The 26,784-nt window shown below is 34.8% G+C and carries 20 protein-coding genes and 2 riboswitches; of the genes, 2 read left to right on the top strand and 18 right to left on the bottom strand.

Annotated features, from left to right (window positions below):
- Positions 1–18: 18 nt before the first annotated feature.
- Positions 19–1,761 (bottom strand): methyl-accepting chemotaxis protein, encoded by a 1,743-nt coding sequence (locus BCER98_RS02150; protein ID WP_011983483.1) that lies wholly within the window; start codon positions 1,759–1,761, stop codon positions 19–21.
- Positions 1,762–1,898: 137 nt separating this feature from the next.
- Positions 1,899–1,986: riboswitch (cyclic di-GMP riboswitch) on the bottom strand.
- Between the two features lie 268 nt (positions 1,987–2,254).
- On the opposite strand from BCER98_RS02150, the gene BCER98_RS02145 reads away from it, so the two are divergent.
- Complete coding sequence (locus BCER98_RS02145; RefSeq protein ID WP_011983482.1) at positions 2,255–3,568, top strand: anaerobic C4-dicarboxylate transporter family protein; 1,314 nt, start codon at positions 2,255–2,257, stop codon at positions 3,566–3,568.
- 108 nt (positions 3,569–3,676) lie between these two features.
- Here the strand turns inward: BCER98_RS02145 and BCER98_RS22355 are convergent, their stop codons facing one another.
- The 7 genes from BCER98_RS22355 to BCER98_RS02115 all read right to left on the bottom strand — a co-directional run bounded on the left by BCER98_RS22355 (position 3,677) and on the right by BCER98_RS02115 (position 9,233).
- The gene (locus BCER98_RS22355) at positions 3,677–3,820 is read right to left on the bottom strand and encodes a hypothetical protein (protein ID WP_157671232.1); all 144 of its coding nucleotides are present in this window, start codon (positions 3,818–3,820) and stop codon (positions 3,677–3,679) included.
- Between the two features lie 45 nt (positions 3,821–3,865).
- Positions 3,866–4,519, bottom strand: a complete 654-nt coding sequence (gene thiE, locus BCER98_RS02140; protein ID WP_011983480.1) for a thiamine phosphate synthase — start codon at positions 4,517–4,519, stop codon at positions 3,866–3,868.
- Positions 4,520–4,532: 13 nt separating this feature from the next.
- Positions 4,533–5,342 (bottom strand): hydroxyethylthiazole kinase, encoded by an 810-nt coding sequence (gene thiM / locus BCER98_RS02135; protein WP_011983479.1) that lies wholly within the window; start codon positions 5,340–5,342, stop codon positions 4,533–4,535.
- A 74-nt stretch (positions 5,343–5,416) separates the two neighbouring features.
- Positions 5,417–5,526: riboswitch (TPP riboswitch) on the bottom strand.
- Positions 5,527–5,697: 171 nt separating this feature from the next.
- Positions 5,698–6,645, bottom strand: coding sequence for a siderophore ABC transporter substrate-binding protein (locus BCER98_RS02130; protein ID WP_011983478.1), 948 nt, complete (start codon positions 6,643–6,645; stop codon positions 5,698–5,700).
- A 74-nt stretch (positions 6,646–6,719) separates the two neighbouring features.
- The gene (locus tag BCER98_RS02125; RefSeq protein ID WP_011983477.1) at positions 6,720–7,478 is read right to left on the bottom strand and encodes an iron ABC transporter ATP-binding protein; all 759 of its coding nucleotides are present in this window, start codon (positions 7,476–7,478) and stop codon (positions 6,720–6,722) included.
- Complete coding sequence (locus BCER98_RS02120; protein ID WP_011983476.1) at positions 7,472–8,443, bottom strand: iron chelate uptake ABC transporter family permease subunit; 972 nt, start codon at positions 8,441–8,443, stop codon at positions 7,472–7,474. Before BCER98_RS02120 ends, BCER98_RS02125 begins: the two co-directional genes overlap by 7 nt.
- On the bottom strand, positions 8,433–9,233 hold the full coding sequence (locus BCER98_RS02115) for an ABC transporter permease (protein WP_041810201.1): 801 nt from the start codon (positions 9,231–9,233) through the stop codon (positions 8,433–8,435). Before BCER98_RS02115 ends, BCER98_RS02120 begins: the two co-directional genes overlap by 11 nt.
- Positions 9,234–9,847: 614 nt before the next feature.
- Between BCER98_RS02115 and BCER98_RS02105 the strand changes: the two genes are divergently transcribed.
- On the top strand, positions 9,848–12,037 hold the full coding sequence (locus tag BCER98_RS02105; protein ID WP_011983474.1) for a DNA topoisomerase III: 2,190 nt from the start codon (positions 9,848–9,850) through the stop codon (positions 12,035–12,037).
- Positions 12,038–12,368: 331 nt separating this feature from the next.
- Here the strand turns inward: BCER98_RS02105 and BCER98_RS02100 are convergent, their stop codons facing one another.
- The 10 genes from BCER98_RS02100 to arcA form a co-directional block, all read right to left on the bottom strand.
- The gene (locus tag BCER98_RS02100) at positions 12,369–15,191 is read right to left on the bottom strand and encodes a YhgE/Pip domain-containing protein (RefSeq protein ID WP_011983473.1); all 2,823 of its coding nucleotides are present in this window, start codon (positions 15,189–15,191) and stop codon (positions 12,369–12,371) included.
- A gap of 307 nt (positions 15,192–15,498) precedes the next feature.
- Positions 15,499–16,290, bottom strand: coding sequence for an endonuclease/exonuclease/phosphatase family protein (locus BCER98_RS02095; protein ID WP_011983472.1), 792 nt, complete (start codon positions 16,288–16,290; stop codon positions 15,499–15,501).
- A 3-nt stretch (positions 16,291–16,293) separates the two neighbouring features.
- The gene (locus BCER98_RS02090; RefSeq protein ID WP_011983471.1) at positions 16,294–17,931 is read right to left on the bottom strand and encodes a PTS transporter subunit IIBC; all 1,638 of its coding nucleotides are present in this window, start codon (positions 17,929–17,931) and stop codon (positions 16,294–16,296) included.
- Between the two features lie 190 nt (positions 17,932–18,121).
- On the bottom strand, positions 18,122–19,786 hold the full coding sequence (locus BCER98_RS02085; protein WP_011983470.1) for a glycoside hydrolase family 13 protein: 1,665 nt from the start codon (positions 19,784–19,786) through the stop codon (positions 18,122–18,124).
- 293 nt (positions 19,787–20,079) lie between these two features.
- On the bottom strand, positions 20,080–20,763 hold the full coding sequence (locus BCER98_RS02080) for a hypothetical protein (protein WP_011983469.1): 684 nt from the start codon (positions 20,761–20,763) through the stop codon (positions 20,080–20,082).
- A 176-nt stretch (positions 20,764–20,939) separates the two neighbouring features.
- Positions 20,940–21,629, bottom strand: coding sequence for a Crp/Fnr family transcriptional regulator (locus tag BCER98_RS02075; RefSeq protein ID WP_011983468.1), 690 nt, complete (start codon positions 21,627–21,629; stop codon positions 20,940–20,942).
- Positions 21,630–21,959: 330 nt separating this feature from the next.
- Complete coding sequence (gene arcC, locus BCER98_RS02070) at positions 21,960–22,925, bottom strand: carbamate kinase (protein WP_011983467.1); 966 nt, start codon at positions 22,923–22,925, stop codon at positions 21,960–21,962.
- 23 nt (positions 22,926–22,948) lie between these two features.
- Positions 22,949–24,364: an arginine-ornithine antiporter gene (arcD, locus tag BCER98_RS02065; RefSeq protein ID WP_011983466.1), complete on the bottom strand. Its 1,416-nt coding sequence runs from the start codon at positions 24,362–24,364 to the stop codon at positions 22,949–22,951.
- 88 nt (positions 24,365–24,452) lie between these two features.
- Entirely contained in the window at positions 24,453–25,451 is a 999-nt protein-coding gene (gene argF / locus BCER98_RS02060; RefSeq protein ID WP_011983465.1) for an ornithine carbamoyltransferase, read from the bottom strand.
- A gap of 31 nt (positions 25,452–25,482) precedes the next feature.
- Complete coding sequence (gene arcA / locus BCER98_RS02055) at positions 25,483–26,715, bottom strand: arginine deiminase (RefSeq protein WP_011983464.1); 1,233 nt, start codon at positions 26,713–26,715, stop codon at positions 25,483–25,485.
- Positions 26,716–26,784: the final 69 nt, after the last annotated feature.

Genomic DNA, 26,784 nt, shown 5'->3' with positions numbered 1-26,784 from the left:
CTACACCTTGTTTATGCTCTATTCGCTTTTAAATTCACCAATCAATTCTTGTAACTCTTGAGCAAGCCAACTTAAAGATGTTGCTAGCTCAGCAATTTCTTGAACAGTCATCTCTTGCTCCTTCATACTTTCTTCTACGTGATTACTACTTTCTGCATATGTCTTAGCAATCTGAGATAAATGATTCACAACCTGCACGATTCCTTGACTTTTTTGTAAAACATCACTTGAAGTACCTGAAACTGCTTTCACTTGACTTGTAACAGACTGCGCTGATTTTAAAATTTTGTTAAAGAACTCACCGCTACTATGAACAAGCTCAATTCCTGATTCAACTTCTTTTGAACCTTTTTGCATCGAAACTACAGCTTCTTCTGTTTCTGCTTGTGTTTCTCCAATCAATTTGGCAATATCTTTAGCTGATGCCTCTGTCTGCTCCGCTAATTTACGCACTTCATCTGCTACCACTGCAAATCCTCTACCAGCTTCTCCAGCTCGCGACGCTTCAATAGAGGCATTTAGAGCAAGTAAGTTTGTCTGGTTTGAGATGCCTGTAATTACTGTTACAATATCGCTAATTTGTTTAGAGCGATTTTCCAACGAATAGATAATAGAAGATAAATCTTGAACCGCACTTTGAATTAAATTCATTTGTTTCACAATTTGAGAGATAACTTCATTTCCTTCTAAAGAATGTTGCTCCATGCTTTCAGATGCACTTGTAACATGCTTCGCAGCACCCGTAATTCCCTCAAGACTACTGCCCATCTCATTTACAATATGCAAACATTTTTGTACGGAAGCCTCTTGAGACTGTGCTCCTTCATTTAATCCTTCTATAGAACTTGCAATCTCCTGAACTGCCATATTGTTTTCTTCTGTACTTGCAGATAACTCTTGTGAAGAAGAAGAAACTTGTTCTGCTGTCTGCTTTACTTTATCAATAATCGCTTTAAATTTTTGTATTGTCGTGTTGAAATAAGCATTAATAATTCCAATGTCATCTGATCGTTCCCTTAATTGAATATTTAAATCGCCATCTCCTACTTTCCGTAATCCTTCACGCAACTCTTGTAATGGTGCTAAAGAACTACGAACAATAAAGAATTGAATTCCAATAGCAAGCACTAATGATATACTCATAAAGATTAAACCTTGTATGATAAATTGTTGTTTTGTACTCGGAACAATCGATGCATCTACATCCGCTGCTACAACTGCAATAATATTTTTTTCTTTATCCATAATTGGCTCTAATATTGTTACCCATGAACCAAGCTGATCTTCATATACTTCTGTCATTTGTGCTTTCTTTCTATCCATTACCTTATGGTATGCATTCATCCAATGAGCAGGCATATCGAAATAATCACCTGGTTTCACAGTTACAGATTTAGCTAATTCCGTATTCAATCCGACAATTTGTGGCGCATCTTTTTCATTTGTTTTTGCACCTGTAATATATACTTGCCCAACACTTTTCAAATCTTTTGCTACTTTATCGAGCTGCTCTGTAATTCTTTCTTTCTTCACTCTTTGAGTTGTAGGATCTTCTGCAACCTCTCTAATCAAATTCTGATCCAGTTCATTTAATACAATATCTCCTGTTTCAATTGACTGTTTTTCAAATAAATTCATCATGCTATCTTGGAACATGTTAAGACTTAATACCGCCATACTTCCAACAAGCGTAAAAATGACCAAGACAGTCAGCAATACATTTTTCTGTAAAAACGATAACTTATGCCAATATTTCCTCATAAAAGCACTTCCTCCTTATTTTTTGTATAGTTAAATAATATAATGTTTTAGCCCCTAAATTGATATTATTTCTCATTTAAAGGTACGTAAATAAAAAAAGACCAATATCAAAAATTGGTCAAAACCAATCCAATCTATTCGGTAACTGACTAGCTTCGCCTTCTCTTGACCTTAAGCCCTACAGTTTTGCAGCCTTATGTTTCCACGAGTTTGCCTTTCTCGCCCAATGAGTTGAATAATATGGGGGTTTTATGAGAATTAAATATTCCCTTTCACAGGTTACAACATCATAATCAAAATGTCTACTTATTAAAAAATAACGATATATCATTTTTTCAAAATACTTTCACGAAAAGAATGAATGTTCCTTTTTATATGTTATATAATAAAAAATGTTTAGAAATAAGGGGTTTTCTTGGATTCTTTCTAGTTTTTCAATTAAATTAAATTATTCAAAAATATCAACCCATTAAATTTCTGGAGGTAGTTTATTATGTTTTGGTTACAATTTCTTACCCTACTACTCTGTATTTTCATTGGCGCACGCCTTGGTGGAGTTGGCTTAGGAGTGATGGGTGGAGTTGGTATGGCAATACTTGTATTTATCTTTCACCTACAACCTACAGCACCTCCAATTGACGTTATGCTAATGATCTTAGCAGTCATTACAGCTGCTGGTGCCCTACAGGCAGCAGGAGGAATGGACTACCTTGTCCATCTTGCGGAAAAAGCATTGCGAAAAAATCCAAAGCGTATTACATTTTTCGCACCTATTGTTACTTATTTATTTACATTATGTGCCGGAACAGGCCATGTTGCCTATTCTGTCCTTCCTGTTATCGCAGAAGTATCACGTGAATCAGGAGTTCGCCCTGAACGCCCGATGTCAATCGCCGTAATTGCTTCCCAACAAGCCATTACAGCTAGTCCTATCTCAGCAGCAACTGTTGCACTTCTAGCAATGCTAGCTGATTATAAAATTACTTTATTTGATATTTTAAAGGTAAGCATTCCATCTACTTTTATTGCTTGTATGCTAGCAGCTTTCGTTGCAAGTAAAATGGGAAAAGAGTTAAAAGATGACCCTGAGTATTTAAAACGATTAAAAGAAGGTATGATTCCAAAATTAGAAGAAAAGAAAGAGTTCGTCGGTACAAAAGGAGCGAAATTATCTGTTATCCTCTTCTTATTCGCAACTGTTTTCGTTGTTCTCCTTGGTTCATTTGAAGCACTGCGACCAGGCTGGATAATCGATGGAAAATTCGTTCACCTATCGATGCCAAATGCAATTGAAATGGTTATGTTAACAATTGCCGCTCTTATTATTATTTTATGTAAACCAAATGTAGAAAGCATTGTATCTGGTAACGTTTTTAAGGCTGGTGCTACAGCTGTTGTTGCTATTTTTGGTATCGCTTGGATGGGCGACACGTTCTTTAATGGTAACTTAACTTTCATTCAAGGATCTATTCAACATTTAGTAACAAGTGCACCATGGTTATTCGCTATTGCACTATTTGTTCTATCTATCTTATTGTATAGCCAAGCAGCTACTGTACGTGCTCTTATGCCACTTGGCTTATCGCTTGGTATTTCACCAGCACTTCTTATTGCAATGTTCCCTGCAGTAAATGGTTACTTCTTCATTCCAAATTATGGAACAATCGTTGCTGCAATTAACTTTGACCGTACAGGCACAACACGTATTGGTAAATATGTACTAAATCATAGTTTTATGATTCCTGGTCTCATTGCAACCTTTGCTTCTATCGGTATCGGAATGTTACTTATTTCGATTATGTTTTAACAAAAAAGCGCATGACTTATTCTATAAGTCATGCGCTTTTTTTCCATTTAATCAAACGTTTGTTTAAACTAGTACCTTTGTTTTATACAATCCTCCAACTAAACTCTTCTACTCTATACTAGGCTCCAATATATATTGACTTGCCTCTGCTAATAACTTTGGAAAATCATCTGGAAAAAAGTTCCCTAATCCTTCTCTTACAATACATTTGCACTCCACATTATATGTTTTAAATACTTCCATTAACTCCATCGTTTTCTCATGTAAGATGAGAACACAACCGTTCAATCCCCATCTTTACTTCTTCACTTGATGCACGAATGCTTTCGCACTGTCAAAGGCTGAACTCGCCAAACTAATGGCTGAAATAACCGAAACACCATCTGCTCCTGCTTCTATTACTGAAGAAGCATTTTCGATTGTAATTCCACCGATTCCAACTATCGGTATATTAATACCTTTTTCCCGAAAATAACGTAATCCATTTAATCCTTGAACTGCTTTTGTATCTTTTTTTGTGTTTGTTGGAAAAATAGGGCCTATTCCTAAATAATCCGCACCATTTGCAATGGCAAAATGCGCTTCTTCTATTGTATGAGCAGACACTCCAACAATTTTATCGCCCATTTTTTCACGGACAACTTCAATTCCTTCATCATCTTGTCCAACATGAACACCGTCTGCATCCAGCTTAAGCGCTAAATCCACATCATCATTCACAATAAAAGGAACTCGATACTCCCTACATAGCGCTTGTAACTGTTTGGCAAATTGGACTCTTTTCTCTCCAGTTAGAGCTCCTTCTCCTTTTTCCCGAAATTGAAAAAGGGTAATGCCACCATCTAGTGCTTCTTTCATTACTTGTAATGGACCCTTGTGACAGTTATTGCTCCCCATAATAAAATATACTTGTAATAACTGAGACATCTTTTCTGTTTCAATGCGTGCCATCTCTCTCATCTCCCTAACGAACTTCTTCTGCTTTTCCATATTGTTCAATATCGCTTACGGTAACATTTGCTAATTGATTTAAGAATTCTACTTGGAAACTGCCTGGTCCCTGATCTACTGTTTTACTCGCAGCAATCTCCGCTGCTACTCCATAAAACGTTAATGCAGCAACCGCTGCTTTTACATAATCTTGTTCAACTGCCACAAATGCTCCCATTACTGAAGTTAATAAACAACCTGTTCCTGTCACCTTTGTTAAAATTGGATGACCGTTACGAATTATAACGGTTCGCTTACCATCTGTGACAATATCTTCTTTTCCTGTAATTACCGCGACTGTACCTAGTTTGTTCGCTGCTTTTGTTGCAATTGCTACAGAATCACCATTTCCAGTTCCAGCATCCACACCTTTGATTTCCCATTTTTCATGAATAACATTCGCAATTTCCGCTGCATTTCCGCGGATCATCGCTAACTTTATTTCATTTGGTATATGTCTTGCCACTTCTGTTCGATACAAAGTTGCTCCTGCCCCAACTGGATCAAATAATACTGGGACATGCTGTTGATTCGCTGCTTTTCCAGCAATGAGCATTGCTTCAACTTCATCTGGCCGGAGCGTACCCATATTTAAAACGAGTGCTCCTGCAATGCTAGCCATCTCTGCTACTTCTTCTTTTGCATATGCCATGACTGGTGATGCCCCTAACGCTAGCAAGCCATTTGCTGTAAAGTTCGTTACAACTACATTTGTAATATTATGCACAAGTGGATTCGTTTTTCTTACTTGTTCCACCACTTTAGCAATTTCTGTTATATGCATTGTTTCATCTCCTCCTCGTTTCCGTAATGGGAGATACACAAAAAGACACTTCGCGTATGCAAAGTGCCTGAACATGTGTTTTTTTACACTCTCCCTACGCTGGCATTATCCAACAGGTTCTAATGGTCAACGACAGATTAGCCGTACTCTCAGTCTGCATCCGCAAACTCCCATGTGCTTTCTTATTCATCTACTTCAAAGTCTACTCTTATTCTAGTAAAATAACAAGTTCTTTCCTTTCTTATATGAAAGGTGAAGTGAAAAGAGAGCATTCGTCTTTATATTGCTTTATACCGAATCAGTATGTATAGAAAAACAGCGATAGGATGCGCTCCTATCGCTGTTTTTCATTTTATTATTTTAAAGCTTTAGATACTTCTTTTACCATTTCTGATACAGACTCAAGCCCGCCACCAGATAGGTACCAGTAGTTTGGATCTAAATAAACTACATTGCCATCTTTCACAGCATTTGTTTTGCTAACAATTTCGTTTTCCACTACTTGTTTTGCAGAAGATTTACCGCCAACAACAGCACCTCTATCTACTACAAATAAGTAACCTGGGTTTTTCTCTAAAATATATTCGAATGAAACTTTGTTACCATGTGTATCAGCTTTAATATTTGGGTCAACAGGAGTTATCCCAAATACATCATGGATAATACCGAAGCGAGATTGTGGCCCATATGCACTTACTTGACCATCATTCGCTAAAATAACTAACCCTTTTTTATCGCTCTTCTTAGCTTTTTCATTTAATGCTGCTACGTCTTTTTCAACTGCTGCAATTTCTTTTTTCGCTTGTTCTTCTTTACCGAAGATTTTTGCTAATGTTTCAACGTTTTCTTTAAATGATTTCATGTAATCTTTTGTATTTAACTCTACATAAATTGTTGGAGCAATTTTTTCAAATTCTTTGTATGAATCAGCTTGTCTTCCAGAAATGATAATTAAATCTGGATTCATTTCGTTAATTTTTTCGAAATCTGGCTCTTTTAAGCCACCAACATTTGTATATTTTTTATCTTTATATTTTGAAAGATACGATGGGATATTTTTCTGTGGTACACCAGCCACATCAACGCCTAATTTATCTAAAGTGTCTAATGAACCAAAGTCAAATACTACAACTTTTTTCGGATTTGTTTTAACTTTTGTTTCCCCTAACTTATGCTTGATTGTAATTTCTTTCGCTTTACTTTCACTAGCTTCTGTCTTTTTATCAGTAGAAGCATTATTGCTACATGCTACAGCCATGATAGCAAGCATGAAAGTTAATAGTAGCATCGCTAACTTTTTCATTTCAATCACCTCTATAAGTTTTTTTAAATTATTTTAATTGATCGTGCATTTGCACAATCAAAAATAACTTCCTCTTATGAAAAATAAATACAAATATTATTTCCAGCTATTTCTTCAATGTGGATGTCCATATCATAAATCCCCTTTAAGACTGCTGGATTAATAATTTCATTTGTTGGCCCTTCTTTCATGACCTTTCCATCTTTCAAAGCAACAATATGATCAGAATAACAAGAAGCAAAATTAATATCATGAATTACAATTACAACTGTTTTCCCTAGTTCTTCAACTAAGCGTCTCAGTACTTTCATAATTTGTACAGAATGCTTCATATCTAAATTGTTAAGTGGCTCATCTAGCAAAATATATTCCGTATTTTGAGCAATCACCATAGCGATATACGCCCGTTGTCTTTGCCCACCACTTAGTTGGTCTAAATATTTATGCTGAATATCCTCAAGCTCCATATAACGAATTGCTTCCTCAATATGTTTCTCATCTTCCTTGGTCAAGTTTCCTTGTGAATATGGGAATCTACCAAAGCTGACTAGTTCGCGAATCGTGAGACGCAAATTAATGTGATTCGTTTGCTTTAAAATAGAAATTTTTTTTGCAAGCTCATTACTATTCCACTCACTAATTTCTTTATCCTCTATATAAATTTCACCAGCATCTTTTTTTAATAATCTGCTAATCATGGAAAGCACTGTACTTTTTCCTGCCCCATTCGGACCGATGAAAGATGTGATTTTTCCTTTTGCAATTTTAATCGAAACATCTTCAACAACATTTTTGCTTCCATATTGTTTTGATATATTTCTTACTTCTACCATGATTTACTCTCCTTCAATAGAAGATAAATGAAGTATACGCCCCCAACAAAGTTTACAATGACGCTTAAAGTTGTATTAAATTCAAATACTCTTTCAACAATCAATTGTCCACCTACTAGAGCGATAATACTAATAAAGATAGAACCCATAATTAAATATTTGTGTTTATATGTGTACAAGAATTCACGCGCAACGTTTACTACAAGTAATCCTAAAAATGTAATTGGACCAACTAGCGCTGTAGAAATAGAAACTAAAATTGCGATAACAATTAAAAGTTTTTTTACGACTTTGTCATAATCTACGCCTAAGTTAATTGCCTCTTCTCTTCCAAGTGATAATACGTCTAATAGTTTCAACTCTTTATATACGTAAGCAACCACTACTATAATCCCAATAACGGATACTGCAAGTAACTCTGTTTTCACGTTGTTAATACTGGCAAACATTTTTCCTTGCACAATTTGAAACTCATTCGGATCAATAAGCACTTGCATAAAAGAAGACAAACTTTGAAAGAATGTCCCGAATATTAATCCGATTAAGAGTAAGAAATAAATATTATTTCCTTCTCTTTTAAATAAAAATTTATAAAGAAACAGTGAAAAAATCACCATTAAACTAACGGATATAAGAAAGTTCGCATTTGTATTCATCATAGCAAAATGCTGTGACCCAAATAAAAACACAACAAAAGTTTGAATAAACATGTAAAGCGAATCTAACCCAATCACACTCGGTGTTAAAATACGGTTATTACTAATCGTTTGGAAGATCATAGATGAAAACGCAATAGCTCCACCTGTTATGATCATTGCTAACAATTTCTTCGCTCTTCTTGGTAAAGCATAATCTAGTGTGTTCATATTTAAGTTAATGAATAAAAAGATTCCAATGGCTATTACGGATACAACGGCAAGTACTGCCAACATCAACTTATAATTCTTTTGTTTTCTATGTTGCATATGCGTTTCTCCTCATTAATAAATAAAGGAAGATTCCGCTTCCGATCACTCCTACTGTAAGACCAATCGAAATTTCATACGGATAAATTACGACCCTACCAAGTATATCGCAAGCTAGTACAAAAACAGCTCCTAACAAGGCAGTATGAGGTAAACTATTTTTCAAATGATCTCCGCGATAAATTGAAACGATATTTGGAATAATAAGTCCTAAAAATGGAATCATCCCAACAGTTAAAACAACTAATGCAGAGATGAGAGAAACGATAATAAGCCCAATATTTAGCACTCGATTGTAATTCATTCCTAAATTCGCTGCAAAATCTTCCCCCATTCCAGCAACGGTAAAACGATTTGCATATAAAAAGGCGATGATTACAAGCGGAATAAAAATGGCATCTTTAAATTTAATTCGCTTTAAAATTTGCATAAACAAAAATGTACCAGCTAGCGCAAAAATAAATGCGATAAACATTTTTTCAAGCGGGCTTGCTGTCGTAAATAACATTAAGGAGACTAAAACGCCCAACTTTGCACTATCCATCGTTCCCGCAGTTGTTGGAGATACAAACTTATTTCTGCTCAGTTGCTGCATAATTAAACCACTTATACTTAAACTGACACCAGCAACAATAATACTAATGAGACGTGGTAATCTACTGATAAATACAATTTGCATTTTCTCTTGATTCCAATGCAAAACATCTGTTAGACTCACATCTTTTACACCAATAAAAATAGATGCAACCGATAAAACAATAAGCATGATAAATAAATATCTTTTTTTCATAATGTTTTCATGGTACAGATTATGTTCTGTCGCCATCACTTGATTTCAAACAGATTATAATCCTATCATTTTATCCCCCTCACCTATTTATAGAATGATAGAAATCATAATTCTAGCAAACGCTTCCATTTCTTGCCGCGAACTATTCGTCATAATCCAACCTTTTTTAGATGTATCAATCGGATTCATCTGACGTTTCGGCAACGTTATGGTAACCTCTTTTTAATGATAATGAATTTCATTTGCGATGTCAACGTATAACTTATAATGCAGTGAAGTTGTAAGCAATCGAAATCCCCCATACTCTACCGATTATCCCCACCAATCAAGCTGCTACGGGCAGCCCTCATCCTTATCTTCCTTGCTTCCCTCCCATTCTTGAAGTGAGAAAATAGCGGGATAAACAGATGAAGCTCTATTCCAAACAGCAAATGATAGTGACTCCAAAGCAGTTTCATAAGGTTTATAAAGAAAATAAGAAATTAAGACAAGAAGTAGAGATTCTTAAAGAAGCTATGTCAATTATAACTACCAAATAGAAGGTGTTCCTTACTGTTCTTCTTGAAAACTGTGGTATATTATACGGTATATAGTTAGTAAAGGAGTTTGAATACATGGCAAAGAGTGTAGTAATTGCTGAGAAACCATCAGTTGCACGGGATATCGCAAAAGTATTAAAGTGTACAAAAAAAGGAAATGGATTTTTAGAAGGGGATAAATATATCGTGACTTGGGCTCTTGGACACTTAGTGACACTTGCAGACCCTGAGGCTTATGATAATAAGTATAAAACATGGAATCTTGAAGATCTTCCTATGCTTCCAGAACGTATGAAATTAGTTGTTATAAAACAAACGGGAAAACAGTTTCATGCTGTGAAACATCAACTTAGTCGAAATGATGTTAATGAGATAATTGTGGCTACTGATGCAGGAAGAGAGGGAGAATTGGTTGCCCGTTGGATTATTGAAAAAGCAAAAGTGAAGAAACCCATTAAACGTTTATGGATTTCTTCTGTAACAGACAAAGCAATTAAAGATGGTTTTCGTAATTTAAAACCAGGTAAAACTTATGATAATTTATACGCCTCAGCCGTTGCTCGTTCTGAAGCTGATTGGTATATCGGCTTAAATGCTACTCGTGCATTAACAACAAAATTCAATGCTCAATTAAACTGTGGGCGTGTGCAAACACCAACTGTAGCTATTATTGCGAGTCGTGAAGATGAAATCAAAAACTTTAAAGCTCAAACATACTACGGTATCGAAGCTCAAACAACGAATAATTTAAAACTAACTTGGCAAGATGCAAAAGGAAATAGTCGTAGTTTTAATAAAGAAAAAATTGATGGTATCGTAAAAAGCTTAGATAAACAAAATGCTACTGTTGTGGAAATTGATAAAAAACAGAAGAAATCATTCTCTCCTGGCCTTTATGATTTAACTGAATTGCAACGTGATGCAAATAAAAAGTTCGGTTACTCTGCAAAAGAAACATTAAACATTATGCAGAAATTGTATGAACAGCATAAAGTGCTAACGTATCCTCGTACGGATTCACGCTACATTTCATCTGATATCGTTGGAACACTTCCAGAGCGTCTAAAAGCATGCGGTGTAGGAGACTATCGCTCTTTAGCACATAAGATTTTAAATAAGCCGATAAAATCTAATAAATCATTTGTTGATAATAGTAAAGTAAGTGATCATCACGCAATTATTCCAACAGAGGGATATGTTAATTTCTCTGCGTTCACTGATAAAGAACGTAAAATTTATGATTTAGTTGTAAAACGTTTCTTAGCTGTTTTATTCCCAGCATTTGAATACGAACAACTAACATTACGCACAAAAATTGGGAATGAAACGTTCATTGCGCGCGGAAAAACAATTTTACATGCTGGTTGGAAAGAAGTATATGAAAACCACTTTGAAGATGATGATGTAACTGATGACGTAAAAGAACAACTTCTACCTCGTATTGAAAAAGGTGATACATTAACTATAAAGTTAATTACGCAAACATCAGGTCAAACAAAACCACCTGCACGATTTAATGAAGCAACTTTACTTTCAGCAATGGAGAACCCTACAAAATATATGGATACGCAAAATAAACAACTTGCTGATACGTTAAAATCGACTGGTGGATTAGGTACTGTAGCGACACGTGCAGATATTATCGACAAACTTTTCAACTCTTTCTTAATTGAAAAACGTGGTAAAGATATTCATATTACCTCAAAAGGTCGTCAATTACTTGATTTAGTACCAGAAGAATTAAAATCACCTACACTAACTGGTGAGTGGGAACAAAAACTTGAGGCAATTGCAAAGGGGAAACTGAAAAAAGAAGTATTCATTTCAGAAATGAAGAACTATACGAAAGAGATTGTTTCTGAAATTAAATCGAGTAATAAAAAATATAAACATGACAACATTTCTACGAAGTCTTGTCCAGACTGCGGTAAACCAATGCTAGAGGTAAACGGCAAAAAAGGAAAAATGCTCGTATGCCAAGACCGTGAATGTGGTCACCGTAAAAATGTATCCCGCATAACAAATGCCCGTTGCCCGCAATGTAAGAAAAAATTAGAGCTACGTGGTGAGGGGGCTGGTCAAATCTTTGCATGTAGATGCGGCTACCGTGAGAAGCTATCTACCTTCCAAGAACGCCGCAAAAAAGAATCTGGTAACAAAGCAGATAAACGTTTCGTTCAAAAATATATGAAACAGCAGCAAAAAGAAGCAGAGCCATTAAATAATGCATTAGCAGAAGCATTAAAGAAATTGAAATTTGATTAAATGAAAAAAGCATTGTCCATCAAAAGTTTTGATGGACAATGCTTTTTTCGATTAAGGTGAAACAGTGAAAGTCAGTTTAGAAAAAGGATATGGGAACTGAATCTATAGTATGAAGTAGCATTAGCTAGAAAAATATTTCTAATCGTTTGATTTCCAATCTTATTTACAACACCGCGCTGGAACATGGTCTCAATATTGCCCTGTGATAATCGTAAAACACTCAACAAAAAAATTTAAAACTGCTATACATTTTTCGATTACTTTATCATTTCTAAAACGCCATATTAATCAAACAAAAGGTTCCTACCAAATTCGGTAGAAACCTTTATAATTAGTGAATAATTTTACTTCCTTTTGCATTCTCAACAAACTTTTCACTCGATTTATTAATTGGTGTTTTCAGTAATAATGCAAGAATTAACATGATTACAACGAACACACTCAATACAAGTAAATCTCTAATGACAATATCCCAAAGCATTCCACCTACTGTTTCACGAATTGCACTAATCGCATATGTGAACGGCAAGAATGGATACATTGCTTGGAAGAATTTCGGTAACATTTGAATTGGGAACGTTCCTCCCGACCCAGCTACTTGTAGTACGAGTAAAATGATTGCCATTGATTTCCCAACGTTTCCGAAAACAGAAACGAGAGAGTATACGATGCAAACAAAGACTGCACTGCTAAATAAACTGAATACCACAAACCAGAATTTATCAACTACGTACGTACCAAGTAAGAACATATCTCCCATCGATACGATAAACGCTTGTGCAAGCCCTATCGTTAAAAACGTTAAGAAGCGTCCAAAATAAATTTCATGACTCTTATATTCCGTCCCCGGTTCATGCACTTCTACTGTTAATAATGAAACCATTAACAATGCTCCTACCCATAATGCAAGCACTGTATAAAACGGTGACATTGCTGAGCCATAGTTTGGCATTGCAAATAATTTATTTTCTTTTAATTTCACAGGATTGGCAAAGAAATCACTTTGCTTTTCAACATCATTTTTCAATAAACGAATAATATCTTTTATATCCTCTTCCGATTCAAACTGACGAATTTTATCTGCTAGTTCCTTTATTTTTTGCTGAGTAGCTGGCATCTGCGCTTTAATATCTTTCAGTTTCTTTGTGCCTTCTACCAATCCTTTTGAGGAGTCTTCTAGCAACTTCTTCACATCTGGAAGCTTTTTATTCGCATCACTTAAAATTTTAGATGTATTTTTTGACATCTCTTTTGTACGTGCAATTGCTGCATTGAAGTTTGGAACGATTTCGGAATCGTACCTTGCTAAAATATCACCTAATTGTGCTGAAGTATTTTTGGATACTTCATTAATACTTTCAATAATATCTTTCGCAGGTTGTTGTCCTTTATTAATCGCTTCAATTCCTTTATCAGTTAATTTTATACCTTTTTGTAGAAGACTTTGTGCTTTTTTCAGCTTCGCAATTTGATTATTAAAGTTTTTATCACTATTGACATCAGCAAAAACTTTATTCGCACTCTCTAAGACAGGTATCATATCAGTAATCATATTTGAAGCTGCTTGGAATTGACTGTTTAAACTATTTAAAGCTACTTTTGTTGAATCTAATCCATTAATCCCTTTATTTTCAAAGTCTTCTTTTGCTTTTTGAAGGATAGATTTAGTTTGTTCATATTGCTGTCTTACCTTATTATACTCTTCATTCACTTTATCACTAGTCTGCTCCAAAGTACTGACTGCTTTTTTATAATCCGCTACAAACGTTTCATTATAATCCTTTTCCGCTTGATCAATTAAAGCGTTTGTTGCGTCTAATTTTTGATTAATTGCATCTCTCACATCTTGTTTTACTTCTTGTCCTGAACTAATTAAGTCATTAAGACGTTTAAATCGATTGTTCAAATCTTGCTGTCCTTCTCGAATAGCTGTTAAATGTGCTACTCTATCACCGAAAAACTTCTTACCAAAATCAGTTGTTGCATTCTGCTGAAGTGTAGACATCATGGTAATGATTGAAGAAAGATTGTCTATATGAGTCTGGAGATTATTAGAAATAGTAGTGATATTTTTCTTTGCTATTTCAGGATCAATACTTCCATTTTGTAACCCATCCATCACACTCTGTGCATATGCAGTACCTGTACGTGCTGAGTTTAAAACACTATTCACTGTTTGATTAATGTTTCTTGCTATATTTTTGTAACCTTCATCATTAATTTTTGGAAGGTCCGGCAGCGTAGGTAACTGAGAAATATCAGGAATATTCAAATTCGCCCCAGGTCCCATTAAGAAATCTGTTATAGCCGCTGCACCATCCATTCCGCTTTTTAGAGCCGTTAAATCTCTCTTTATTGTTCCTGGTGCATTCTGTAATGTCTCATCATTTCGTGCAAAGAATTTATCTAAGTTGTTCAAAGTTTCCTGCCCATCATTAATAACGCTCTGTACAACTGGCAGATCCTCTTGCGCTACTTTTACAATATCTTGCGCTCTAGTTGCATCATCTAGTGCTGTATCCATAAGTTTATTCATTTTTGGAAATTGCGCTTCTAACTTAAATACAAGATCTTTTACTTTTTCAATACTTGGCAAGTTTGTTTCTAAATCGATTCCAAGGCTATTGAAAATTTTAAAAATCTCTCCGTTTGCTGTTTTAACAAAGTTCTTACTAATTTCTTCTGTAATACCTGATGCACCTTTTGCTGTAATTTTCGGTGCAATCGCATTTACTTTTTCGTTTACGAAATAATCTAGTTCTGGTTTTTGCGGATTATCACTAATAACCGTCGCAATTTTTTCAGAGAAATCTTTTGGAATTGTAATACTTGCATAGTAATCTCCATGTTCAACCCCGTAGATTGCTTGTTTCTCATCAACAAACTTCCAACCTAGATTTTTGTTTTTCTTGAGTGAATTGACAATTTCGTCCCCGATGTTAATATCTTTCCCCCTTATATTCGAACCAGCATCTTGGTTAGAAACTGCAATTGGCACCTCGTTTGTATTCCCGTATGGATCCCAAGAAGCCTTAATGTTAAACCATGCATATAACGATGGCAAAATCATTAATCCTAGTACAATAACAATCGCAGCCCAATGTTTAGCTACATTCCGTACATCTGTCGTATAAATACGCCATATTTGTTTCATATAAGCAATCACCTAATTATATATTTTTCCTTATTCCAAAAACGATACATGCATTTTGCAATTATATCATTTTCCACCACCCGAATTAAACGAAAATACTCGATTTTTCCAATCTATTCTTTTGCTTACTTCATTATATAACGAAGTAAGCAAAAGAATACATACAAAATGACCAAATTGGTTTTACATTCATTAATAACAAATATATAGGAAATGTCATAAAAAATACAAGTATTTTCTCTTGGAAATACTTGTATTTTTCAAAAACATCCTCATAGCTTCTGCAGCACTATGAGGATTTCTTCTATTATACGTTCAATTGAACTTCTACTCCAAAATGATCTGAAATGATCTTCCGATTCATACCATTAAAAATAACTTTTGAAGAAAAAACCTTTACTGGTTTGTTACTTAACACTAGATCAATCCGCAAGTTTTGCTTATTTTCGTCCCAGCCAGCAATTTTCCCTTGTACGGTTGTTCCTTCATCTTTCTCCATCGCTAATGCGTATGTATCGTAAAAATTATTTTGTATCATATAATCATATCCTTCTCCTCTTAAATGAGCATTATTATTAAAATCACCCATTAAGAATGAAAGCTCATGATCATCAATGTGCTCCATGAAACGATTCACTTGTTCTCGGAATGGTTCTTCCTCATCATTCCACCAACCAAGGTGACAAGAATAAAAGGTTATGTTTTTCCCTTGATAAAAAATTGTTGCATAAACAATCTTACGTGTTTTCCAATACGTTGTATCCTTACTTTCTGATACGAAGAAAGAACCTCGTTTTATAATCGGATGCTTCGTTATAATGGCTGAACCTTCTTCATATATGTCATAGCCAATATGCGCGAAGTCCCAAACCATACTGTAATTTTCTAAACCTAACTGTTTAAGCTCTGCAAGCAATATAAGACCAAAGTTATCCTTCTTTTTGTTACCATATACACTTTGAGCTTTTATAGATTGGCTTACCTCTTGTAAAGCAATTACATCGTAATTTTCTTCTTGAATCGTCTTAGCAAGGTATTTTATTTTTTCTAATTGATTCTCTTCTTGCCAAGAATGACAATTTAAAGTTAATACTTTCATTTCTTATGCACCTAACATGTCTTGAATATCTGATTTTAATACATCTGCTTTTGGACCGTATACAGCTTGCACACCTTTATCTTTTACAATAAGCCCTAATGCCCCATTTTGTTTCCAATCTGTTTCTGGTGCAACGACACTTAAATCTTTCACTGTCACACGTAAACGTGTCATACAAGCATCTACATCTGCAATATTATCCTTTCCACCTAGAAGGTCAATAACTTTTGTTGCTAAAGACCCTTCTTTTCCATTTGCTATTTGTTCTGAAGAATCATCTTCATTATCAATATAATTACCCGCACGCCCTGGAGTTGGTAAATTAAACTTTTTAATTAAGAAATGAAATACGGTAAAGTTTAAAATAAAGAACATTACTGAAACAATCACAAAATGAATTAAGTCTCTTGTTAACCCTGCATGAACCATCATTGGTGTACGAGTCATTAATTCAATAAATCCAAATGCATGTACTCGTAAATTAATAAGATCTGCCAATGCAAATGCAAGACCTGTTGTAATTGCATACACTATATATAATAATGGAGCGATGAACATAAACATAAATTCAATCGGCTCTGTAACACCTGTTAAAAATACCGCTAATGCTGCTGAAAAGAACATCGGCTTATATTTTGCACGTTTGTCTTTATCAACATTGTAAAACATTGCAAATGCAATCCCAATTAGTGATGCTGTCGATCCAATTACTTGTCCTACTTTAAAACGAGCTGGCACTACATTATTTAACAAATCGTTATATGCTTTTGTATCCCCATTTGTTAATAAATTATTTAAATCTGTAACCCATGCCAACCATAGCGGGTCTTGTCCTGCAACCACTTGACCAACTTTCGAACCCGTTAACATTGTATATGTCCCACCAAGTTCTGTATAGTTCATCGGAATCGTTAACATATGATGTAATCCAAACGGCAATAACAGACGCTCTAATGTCCCGTATACGAATGGCGCGACAACTGGTGCACTGTCTTTCGATGCCGCAATCCAGCGTCCGAACTCATTTAATCCACTTTGGATGAACGGCCATAAAAGTGATAAAACAATTGCCGTAATGGTAGACCAAACAATTACAACAAATGGTACAAAACGTTTCCCATTAAAAAATGCTAATGCCTGTGGTAATTTATTATAGTTATAATATTTATTATATAAAGTGGCACCTAAAAACCCTGTAATAATCCCTACGAATACTCCCATATTGAGCGCTGGTGCACCAAGTATAGAAGTGAAATAATCTTTTACAAGTAAATCTCCAGCTAATAATGAAGAAACTTCCGCTTTTGAATCCGCTAACATTTCAGTGTTAACACCAAATATAGCTCCCGTAATCCGGTTTGTTAACACAAATGCTAACAGCGCTGCAAACGCACCGCCTGCGCGGTCCTTTGCCCACGATCCCCCAATTGCTACTGCAAATAAAATATGCAAGTTTGTAATAATCGCCCAACCAATGTCTTCCATAACTCTAGCAATCATATGTACAGCATTTACATCTCCAGCAGCCATACCGATTAGCTTACCAATAGAAATCATTAAACCTGCAGCTGGCATAACTGCTACAACAACTAACAACGCTTTCCCAAACTTCTGCCAAAAATCAAAAGACGTAATTTTCATCTGTTTTTTCCTCCCTTTGTTTACCAGTTTCCTAATAAGACAACATAGAATTTCTCTACATATATGAAAACAATTCCAAACAGAGAATTGACGCAAACGTTTTCATAAATTAATTTTAATAAAAGCGCTTTCGCATTGCAATAAAAAGTTTTTTCTAAACAAAAAAAGATGCTACGAGAGCACCATTTTTTTAAGAAATACGATAAATTCTTGCTTCATAAGGATTTAAGATGATTTTCTTATTTCCTTCATCTTCAGAAATTTCATAGTTACTTAAAAGCAATCGATTGCTTTCTAACGTGTATGAATTCTTATGATAGATAGCTTCCTTGCTTGACAGATTGGTAATCACAATTATTTTTTCATCTTGTAATGTACGCGTGTATGCATAAATTTGCGGATCATCCTCTAATAATAAATCATACGTACCGTAATTGAAAACAGCATGTGCCTTTTTTAGAGCAATCATTTTCTTATAAAAATTCAAAATAGAATTGGGTTCTTCTTGCTGCTTTTGGACATTGATTTCTTTATAATTTGGATTGATTCCAAACCAAGGTGTTCCTGTTGTAAAACCTGCATTTTCTTCGCTACTCCACTGCATAGGTGTACGCGAATTATCGCGACAAGATGCCCATATAATTTCCATCATTTCTTGATGCGATACACCTTGTGCAATTTTCTCACGGTATAAATTTTTAATAGCTACATCGTCATAATCATCGATATTAGGAAACTGAACATTTGTCATCCCAATCTCTTGCCCTTGATAAATAAATGGCGTTCCATGCATAAAGAAATACATCGCTCCTAAAGCTGTTGCACTTTCACGCCAATATTGCTGATCGTCTCCCCAAGTCGATACAATACGTGGCTTATCATGGTTTTCAATATAAAGTGCGTTCCACCCTTTATTTTCTAAACCTTTTTGCCATTTTGTTAACACTTTCTTCAACTCTACAACATCAAGTTCTTTTTTCTTTTCAGCATCCCATAAACTTAAATGTTCAAATTGAAATACCATATTGAATTTACCGTTTTCCTCTCCAACCCAAAGATCTGCATCTTCAATTTTGACACCATTCGCTTCTCCAACAGTCATAATATCGTATTTTGCAAATGTATTCTCTTTTAGTTCCTCTAATAACGGCTGAATACCATTCACATTCATATGTTTATCAAAAGAAGATACATAAGGTAACCCTTTGGGATTTGGCATGTCTTTTAGTCCTTCTTCTTTCTTAATATGACTAATCGCATCAACACGAAATCCATCTATTCCCTTATCTAACCACCAGTTCACTGTCTCATATAAAGCTTCGCGAACCTCTTTATTCTCCCAATTTAAATCCGGCTGTTTCCGTGAGAATATGTGTAAGTAATATTGGTCTGTTGTCTCATCATATTCCCAAGCAGAACCATTAAAAATACTTTCCCAGTTATTCGGCTCTTTTCCATCCTTACCATCACGCCAAATATACCAATCGCGTTTTGGATTATCCTTAGATGATCGCGATTCAATAAACCAAGGATGTTCATCACTTGTATGATTAATAACCAAATCAATAATTAATTTCATACCGCGCTTATGCACTTCTTCTAGTAATGCATCAAAGTCTGCCATTGTACCGAACTCATCCATAATTTCGCGATAGTCACTAATATCATAACCATTATCATCGTTTGGTGATTTATACATTGGACAAATCCAAATAACATCTATCCCTAAATCTTTTAAATAATCAAGCTTTGCTATAATACCTTGTAAATCTCCAATACCATCACCATTTGAATCCATAAAGCTACGTGGGTAAATTTGATAAGCGACAGCTTCTTTCCACCATATTTTATTCATAATAGCGCTCTCCTTCTATATCCCTCTTTTTTTATGCAAACGTTTTCGTAACACTATCATAACAAAATATATCAAGTTTGCAACGATAATTTTCATCTTACTATTCAATATCCTCTTTTCTCTCAAAAACAATACCCTTTTATTTTTGCCTATTTTTTTTTGCAAATTTACAGGCTATCCCTTATCTATCTCCTTTTGTTCTCACTAAATAAAAAAAGCCATCCAATTTATGTTTGATTTCTCTCAACATTTTGGATGACTACCTCTTCTTCTCATTTCTTCTACTCATTCTGTCAATTATGTGCTGTCTTTTTGTCATGTAATAACTTCAATTCGATATTTGGTATTGTATTTCCCACTACATTTTCATCTAATGAAACTGGAATTTGAAATTTAAATTGTTTTGTTTCATGCCGCTGTAAATAAATAGGTGTTGGTACGTGATAACCTTCGATATTTTGTTCTGTATCTTGATGCAACACAAGTTGTAATGCTTGTGCATAATTGCGATAATTCTTTAAAGTAACTACACAATTTTTCTCTCGTTTCTCTCCTCTTTTCTCTATCTTGCATTCACTATCTTCCTTTTTATATTCAATTGCCTCTAACCCTGTTTTCCCCGCATAGTACCAAGTTTTATCAAGAGTTTGAATGAGTTGATTAAATGTGAATGGCAATATACACATTATTACTCCTATACATCCACTTTTCATTTTATGAAATCTTTTTAACCAGTTAGAATGATTCTTTTCCATCCACTTCATAAAAAGTAAAAAAGAAAGCCCTTGTAATACACAAGATGTAACCCATACATTTGAAATTTTATAATTCATATAAATATATGTATCTACTGGAAGTCCATATGAATGAAATAATTTCTCTCCTACTAGTTCGTTATCGTTTGGAAATTTTAACACTAGTAATACCCCGACACTATAAAATATAGCAAGCAATCGATCATATTCAATACGGATCATTCTTTCTTCTCCTTTGTTTTTATTATCGATTTTAGCCAATATTATCGGAATATACAATCTTTTTATAGAAATGCCTCATAAATATATATTCATTCATGTACAATTAAAATGATAAAAGCATTGATACATCTTTATGTCTCAATGCTTCTTTTCTCTCACATTCATTATTGTATTTTTCACATAGCGCTTTCTTCAAAATAAGTAGGATTATGTATTGTAATTTTTTTACCTAACACGGTAACAATACGGTCATTTTTCAATTGTTTTAATACGCTGCTAACTGTCTCTCGAGATGTTCCAGATATTTTAGAAATTTCAATTGTTGTCAGTGGACAAGGGATTACAATTTCTTCACCGTTTGGTTCGCCTAAGTCATGCATTAAATAATTTAATGTTTGAATAACACGATCTTGTGCATTAGGAATCGTAATGTTTTGCACACGATTTTCATTCAACTTTAATATTGAGGATAACTGCTGAACAATGTGCATTAATTGTGTTCGATTTGCCTTCACCATATCTTCAAAAATTACTGTCGGAATATAATACACATCGACATCAGTTATAGCTTCTGCCGTATAGCTGTATCCTTTATCAGTAAACATACCACTATAAGGAAAAATAGAATATCTCTTTACATAGTCTTCATATAATAAATTTCCACTTTGATTTACTCGTTCTAACTTTACAAAACCATCTAACATAAGGTAAATTCGTTCTCTTGAATCTCCTTCTAAAAATAAAAATTGTCCTTTCTTATAGGTGCGCCAATAAATAAATTCCGTTAAACCTTTTAACTTTTTGTCTGTTACATGAGAAAATAATTCAAACTGCTTTAAATCTTTAACCACATTCCGCCTATTCATAAGAAATCCCTCTTTCTTGCTATACATAGTATTAAAACATCAAGAAAGCGCATTCAAGTAAATTTTATCATAACCCATCCACATCTCTTAATTTCATAATGAATACTTTATGAACATTGATTACGAAAGATTATTAGTAAGTAAAAAGAATGAAGCGAACCGCTTCATTCTTTTTACTTACTAGCTTTGAACTCCCCCACTTAGCTAACGCTTGAAGTGGAGGATTCCTACGAACACCGATGTACCCATCGGTTATTCAGTAGGCTACCCCCGCAGTTCCTACGGTTAATACGAAATTCGTATGGTATTTGCAGTCTTATCTTAAATAAGCTACCTTACACATACACATGCTTCTTGTTGAGAAATAATAGTACCTGCTTTCTCTTCCAATGCTTCATATATTTTGTCTAAAGAAGTAATAATTGTTTTTCGTCCTGGGCCTGCATTAACAAAATGAATAGCTGCTTCAATTTTCGGAAGCATACTTCCTGGTGCAAATTGCTGTTCCTCTATATATTTTTTTAATTCATCCACTCCAATCGATTCTAGTCTCTTCTGATTTGGTTGATTATAATTTATGTATACATAATCAACTGCGGTTAAAATGATGAGAGTGTCCGCACCTACTAGTTCAGCTAGCTTTTGAGCAGCAAAATCCTTATCAATAACAGCCTCCGTTCCTCTCAATCCTTCTTCAGATTCAATTACTGGGATCCCACCACCACCAACAGCGATTACGATATTCCCAGCTTCTACCAATGAATTGATTACTTTATGTTCATGAATGCTCACAGGCTTTGGTGACGGAACAACTCGTCTCCATCCTCTTCCGGCATCTTCCTTAAATACAGCTTTTGTTTCCTTCATTAAGTGTCTTGCTTCCTCTTCCGTATAAAAGGGTCCTATTGGTTTTGTAGGGTTTTGAAATGCTTCATCTTTCTCATCAACAATCACACGAGTTATTACTGTTGCTACTTCTTTTTTTATATTTTGTTTTTTCAGCGCTTTTTCAATTGCATTTTCCATCCAATACCCAATCATTCCTTGGCTCATTGCACCGCAAGTATCCAATGGCATCGCCGGTGTTTTCTCTGTTTCTGCTACTTTTTGTTGTAATAAAATATTCCCCACTTGTGGACCATTCCCATGTGCAATTACAATATCAATGTTATTTCCCATAATTTTAACAAGTTGTTCTGCTGTTCTTTCTAGTGCTTTCTGCTGAGCCTCAGCAGTAGCATTTCCAGATTGTATTGCATTTCCTCCTAATGCAACTACGATTTTTCTTCTTTTCATATTTCAGCCCTCCATTTCATTTTTTATAACGTAATACTACCTGTAATTAATCCATAAATTGCAAATAATGCTAATGCACCAATTGCTACAGATGATGCTAACTCTATACGAGTAAATATTTGTTTTTGATGTGTTTGCTTTTGAACATTGTAAAAAATGAAAATACCAGGTGCATATAAAGTCATGGTTAATAACAAGTATTCTAGTCCCGCAGCATAGACTAACCAAACTCCATAAATACTTGCAACCAAACCAATGATTATATTTTTTATACGATCATTTTCTTTAGATTTCAAACTATATTTAAGTTGATAAAATGCTGAAAAAGCATACGGAATTAAAATAGCTGAGGATGCAAGAGAGAAAGCAAAGTTATATGCTTGATCTGAAACAACAAATGTTAATAAGAAAATTTGAATGAGCCCATTTGTTATCCATAATGAGTTCACAGGAGCTTTGTTTTTATTCTCTTTTGCAAACCATTTCGGAAATACTCCATCTTTGGCAGCTAAGTATGGAATTTCGGATGCAAGTAATGTCCAACCTAACCAAGCACCCAATACAGAAATGACTAAACCTAAATTAATAAAGACTGCCCCCCATTTTCCAACTATACTTTCAAATAAATATGCCATAGCTGGATTTCTCAAATTTGCTACATCTGCTTGTTTCATGAGTCCTAGGGATAACAATGTAATTAAAATATAAATAATCAATGTACCAATTAATCCAATAACTGTCGCTTTTCCAACATCACTTCTATTTTTAGCGCGGCTTGATAGAACAACAGCTCCTTCAACACCAATAAATACCCAAAGTGTGACAAGCATTGTACTCTTCACTTGGCTACCTACCGCTCCCCAAGAAAAAGAACCAGCTTGTCCCCAAAAGCCGTCTAAGAAAATATCAAAATGAAAAACGAAAATTCCTACCATAATAAATACAAATACAGGCACTAATTTCGCAATTGTCGTTACTAAGTTCACAAGTGCTGCTGATTGTACCCCGCGTAAAATTAGCATGTGAACGCACCAAAGTAATACACTTGCTCCAATAATAGATGCAACGTTTTGCCCCCCTTCAAAAATAGGGAAGAAATATCCTAATGAAGCAAATAATAATGTACCGTAAGCGACATTCCCTAGCCAAGCTGACAGCCAATACCCCCACGCACTATTAAATCCCATAAAATTACCAAATCCAGCTTTTGCATAACTAAAAATGCCACCATCTAAATCTGGTCTTTTGACAGTTAAATTTTGAAAAGATAAACCAAGGGCAATCATTCCAATACCCGTTATAATCCATCCAATAATAATAGCCCCTGCGCCAGCACCTTTTGCCATATCACTCGCCAAATTAAATGCACCACCGCCAATCATAGAACCAACTACAAGGGCGATTAAAGTAAAGAGTCCTAATTTCTTTTCTTCATCCATTCCACTCACCTCTCTTAATTTGCAATATTACAAATAGTGAATGATTATATCCAAAGGAGGAGAAAGGAAGGAAGCAATACTTCCTTCTTTATTTCATATCCCCTAAAGTAGCTGCCATAACCGCTTTAATTGTGTGCATTCTATTTTCAGCTTGATCAAATACTTTTGAATATTTACTGCGGAATACCTCGTCTGTTACCTCCATTTCGTTCAAGCCGTATTTTTCATAAATTTCTTTACCATACATTGTTTCCACATCATGAAATGCAGGTAAACAATGTAGGAAAATCACATTATCATTTCCTGTTGCTTGAATCATTTGCATATTCACTTGATAAGGCGTTAATAAAGCAATCCGTTCAGCAAATTTATCTTCTTCTCCCATAGATACCCATACATCTGTATAAATGACATCTGCATCTGCAACCGCTTCTTCCACATCGCTTGTTACCATAACACGATTACTATATTGTTTCGCTAAGTCGATTACTTCTTGCGCTGGCCATAATGACTCTGGTGCACAAATACGAACTTCCATTCCAACAATTGAACCACCAACTAATAAACTATTCGCTACATTATTCCGGCCATCACCAACATAAACAAGCTTCACACCTTTCAAATGCCCTACGTGCTCTTTAATTGTTAGAAGGTCTGCAAGTGTTTGTGTCGGATGCCACATATCTGTTAAACCGTTCCATACTGGCACACCAGAGTTTGCAGCTAACGATTCTACTGTTTCATGAGAAAAACCACGGAACTCAATTCCATCAAACATACGGCCTAACACTTTTGCTGTATCTTCAACAGATTCCTTTTTACCAAGCTGAATATCACCTTTTCCCAAATATTCAGGATTTGCACCCAAATCAGTACAAGCGACTGTAAATGCGCATCTTGTACGGGTTGAAGTTTTTTCAAATAGGAGTGCAACGTTTTTTCCTTCTAAATAATGATGTGGGATACCATTTTTCTTTTTCTCTTTTAATTCCGCTGCTAAATCAAGAAAATATAATAATTCTTCTTTTGTAAAATCTTTTTCAGCAAGAAAACTTCTTCCTTTTAAGTTTGATCTCGTCATTAACATCGTTCATCCCTACTTTCTCCGTTATTTATCACTAAATATCTTTTCTAACAATCGGCATACTCATGCAACGTGGACCCCCACGACCGCGTGATAATTCCGAGCTTAATACCTCAATTACTTCAATTCCATGTTCACGTAATAAAGCATTTGATACATAGTTGCGATCATATGTAACAACTACTCCTGGAGCAATTGCTAATGTATTCGATCCATCATTCCATTGTTCACGAGCAGAAGCAATTACATCTCCTCCTCCACAAGGAATCAATACTAATTCTTGTAAGCCTAAAACTTCTTTTAAAACTTCCATCAACGATGTGCGATGTGTAATTTTAAGAGTCTCTTCATCCAGACCTTTTTCCAAAATGTAAATGTTCATATTCCCTTTTGGTCCTTGAATAGCTGGATGAATGGTAAATTTATCATAGTCAACCATCGTAAAGACTGTATCTAGATGCATAAATGCTCGGCATTTTGGAATTTCTATTGCCAATACTTTTTTAATTTTATTTTGACGACTAAATAAGTTCTTAGCCAACCGTTCAATCGCTTTTGCTGATGTACGAGCAGATACACCAATCGCAACTGTTTCTTCATTTAAGATAAGTTCGTCACCGCCTTCAATTGGAAACTTATAATCACGATTTAACCAAACTGGTACATTATGATTTGCAAATCGTGGATGATATTTCATAATGTATTCTATAAACAATGATTCACGTCTACGTGCTGGTTCTCTCATTTTGTTAATGGTTACCCCTTCACCTATCGTAGCCGCCGGATCACGCGTAAAATATAAATTTGGCATTGGGTCTAAATAAAACGGATAATGATCTTCCATTAATTCGTATAGATGTGTTTTTTGACTTGTGTCAATTTCATTTTTCCGCACACCGCCCATAATTTTTTGAATCAATTCTTCATTTGAAAAGGAAAGTAAATATTCTTTTAAGGTTTGATGCGCAACATTGGCATCAGCTTGCCCTTCTTTTAAAATACGATTAACAAATTCTTCACGAAGTTTTTTATCAGTTAATGCCTCTGCTGCTAGCGTTTCTAAATAAAGAACTTCCACACCCCGATTACGTAATGTTTGTGCAAAGTAATCATGCTCTTTTTGAACAATTGGTAAGTAGGGAATATCGTCAAATAATAATTGTTGCAAATAATCTGGTGTTAAATTCTCCAATTCTTTTCCAGGACGTTTTAATAAAACCGTTTGCAACTCCCCAATTTCTGAAGTAACATGAATCGGATGTTTCATTTGTTGTACCTCCCTTTAAGTTCGTTTGATATCTTACAAGTACATCATAAACAGAAAACATTTCCGCTT

It is taken from the genome of Bacillus cytotoxicus NVH 391-98, from assembly GCF_000017425.1.
Lineage (GTDB): Bacteria > Bacillota > Bacilli > Bacillales > Bacillaceae_G > Bacillus_A > Bacillus_A cytotoxicus.
This window is presented reverse-complemented; position numbering and strand designations above follow the sequence as displayed.

What these genes read in the sequence shown, in the direction of transcription:
- BCER98_RS02150 (WP_011983483.1), bottom strand. Translation starts at nt 1,761, where the DNA reads ATGAGGAAATATTGGCATAAGTTATCGTTTTTACAGAAAAATGTATTG.
- BCER98_RS02145 (WP_011983482.1), top strand. Translation starts at nt 2,255, where the DNA reads ATGTTTTGGTTACAATTTCTTACCCTACTACTCTGTATTTTCATTGGC.
- BCER98_RS22355 (WP_157671232.1), bottom strand. Translation starts at nt 3,820, where the DNA reads ATGGAGTTAATGGAAGTATTTAAAACATATAATGTGGAGTGCAAATGT.
- thiE (WP_011983480.1), bottom strand. Translation starts at nt 4,519, where the DNA reads ATGGCACGCATTGAAACAGAAAAGATGTCTCAGTTATTACAAGTATAT.
- thiM (WP_011983479.1), bottom strand. Translation starts at nt 5,342, where the DNA reads ATGCATATAACAGAAATTGCTAAAGTGGTGGAACAAGTAAGAAAAACG.
- BCER98_RS02130 (WP_011983478.1), bottom strand. Translation starts at nt 6,645, where the DNA reads ATGAAAAAGTTAGCGATGCTACTATTAACTTTCATGCTTGCTATCATG.
- BCER98_RS02125 (WP_011983477.1), bottom strand. Translation starts at nt 7,478, where the DNA reads ATGGTAGAAGTAAGAAATATATCAAAACAATATGGAAGCAAAAATGTT.
- BCER98_RS02120 (WP_011983476.1), bottom strand. Translation starts at nt 8,443, where the DNA reads ATGCAACATAGAAAACAAAAGAATTATAAGTTGATGTTGGCAGTACTT.
- BCER98_RS02115 (WP_041810201.1), bottom strand. Translation starts at nt 9,233, where the DNA reads ATGAAAAAAAGATATTTATTTATCATGCTTATTGTTTTATCGGTTGCA.
- BCER98_RS02105 (WP_011983474.1), top strand. Translation starts at nt 9,848, where the DNA reads ATGGCAAAGAGTGTAGTAATTGCTGAGAAACCATCAGTTGCACGGGAT.
- BCER98_RS02100 (WP_011983473.1), bottom strand. Translation starts at nt 15,191, where the DNA reads ATGAAACAAATATGGCGTATTTATACGACAGATGTACGGAATGTAGCT.
- BCER98_RS02095 (WP_011983472.1), bottom strand. Translation starts at nt 16,290, where the DNA reads ATGAAAGTATTAACTTTAAATTGTCATTCTTGGCAAGAAGAGAATCAA.
- BCER98_RS02090 (WP_011983471.1), bottom strand. Translation starts at nt 17,931, where the DNA reads ATGAAAATTACGTCTTTTGATTTTTGGCAGAAGTTTGGGAAAGCGTTG.
- BCER98_RS02085 (WP_011983470.1), bottom strand. Translation starts at nt 19,786, where the DNA reads ATGAATAAAATATGGTGGAAAGAAGCTGTCGCTTATCAAATTTACCCA.
- BCER98_RS02080 (WP_011983469.1), bottom strand. Translation starts at nt 20,763, where the DNA reads ATGATCCGTATTGAATATGATCGATTGCTTGCTATATTTTATAGTGTC.
- BCER98_RS02075 (WP_011983468.1), bottom strand. Translation starts at nt 21,629, where the DNA reads ATGAATAGGCGGAATGTGGTTAAAGATTTAAAGCAGTTTGAATTATTT.
- arcC (WP_011983467.1), bottom strand. Translation starts at nt 22,925, where the DNA reads ATGAAAAGAAGAAAAATCGTAGTTGCATTAGGAGGAAATGCAATACAA.
- arcD (WP_011983466.1), bottom strand. Translation starts at nt 24,364, where the DNA reads ATGGATGAAGAAAAGAAATTAGGACTCTTTACTTTAATCGCCCTTGTA.
- argF (WP_011983465.1), bottom strand. Translation starts at nt 25,451, where the DNA reads ATGTTAATGACGAGATCAAACTTAAAAGGAAGAAGTTTTCTTGCTGAA.
- arcA (WP_011983464.1), bottom strand. Translation starts at nt 26,715, where the DNA reads ATGAAACATCCGATTCATGTTACTTCAGAAATTGGGGAGTTGCAAACG.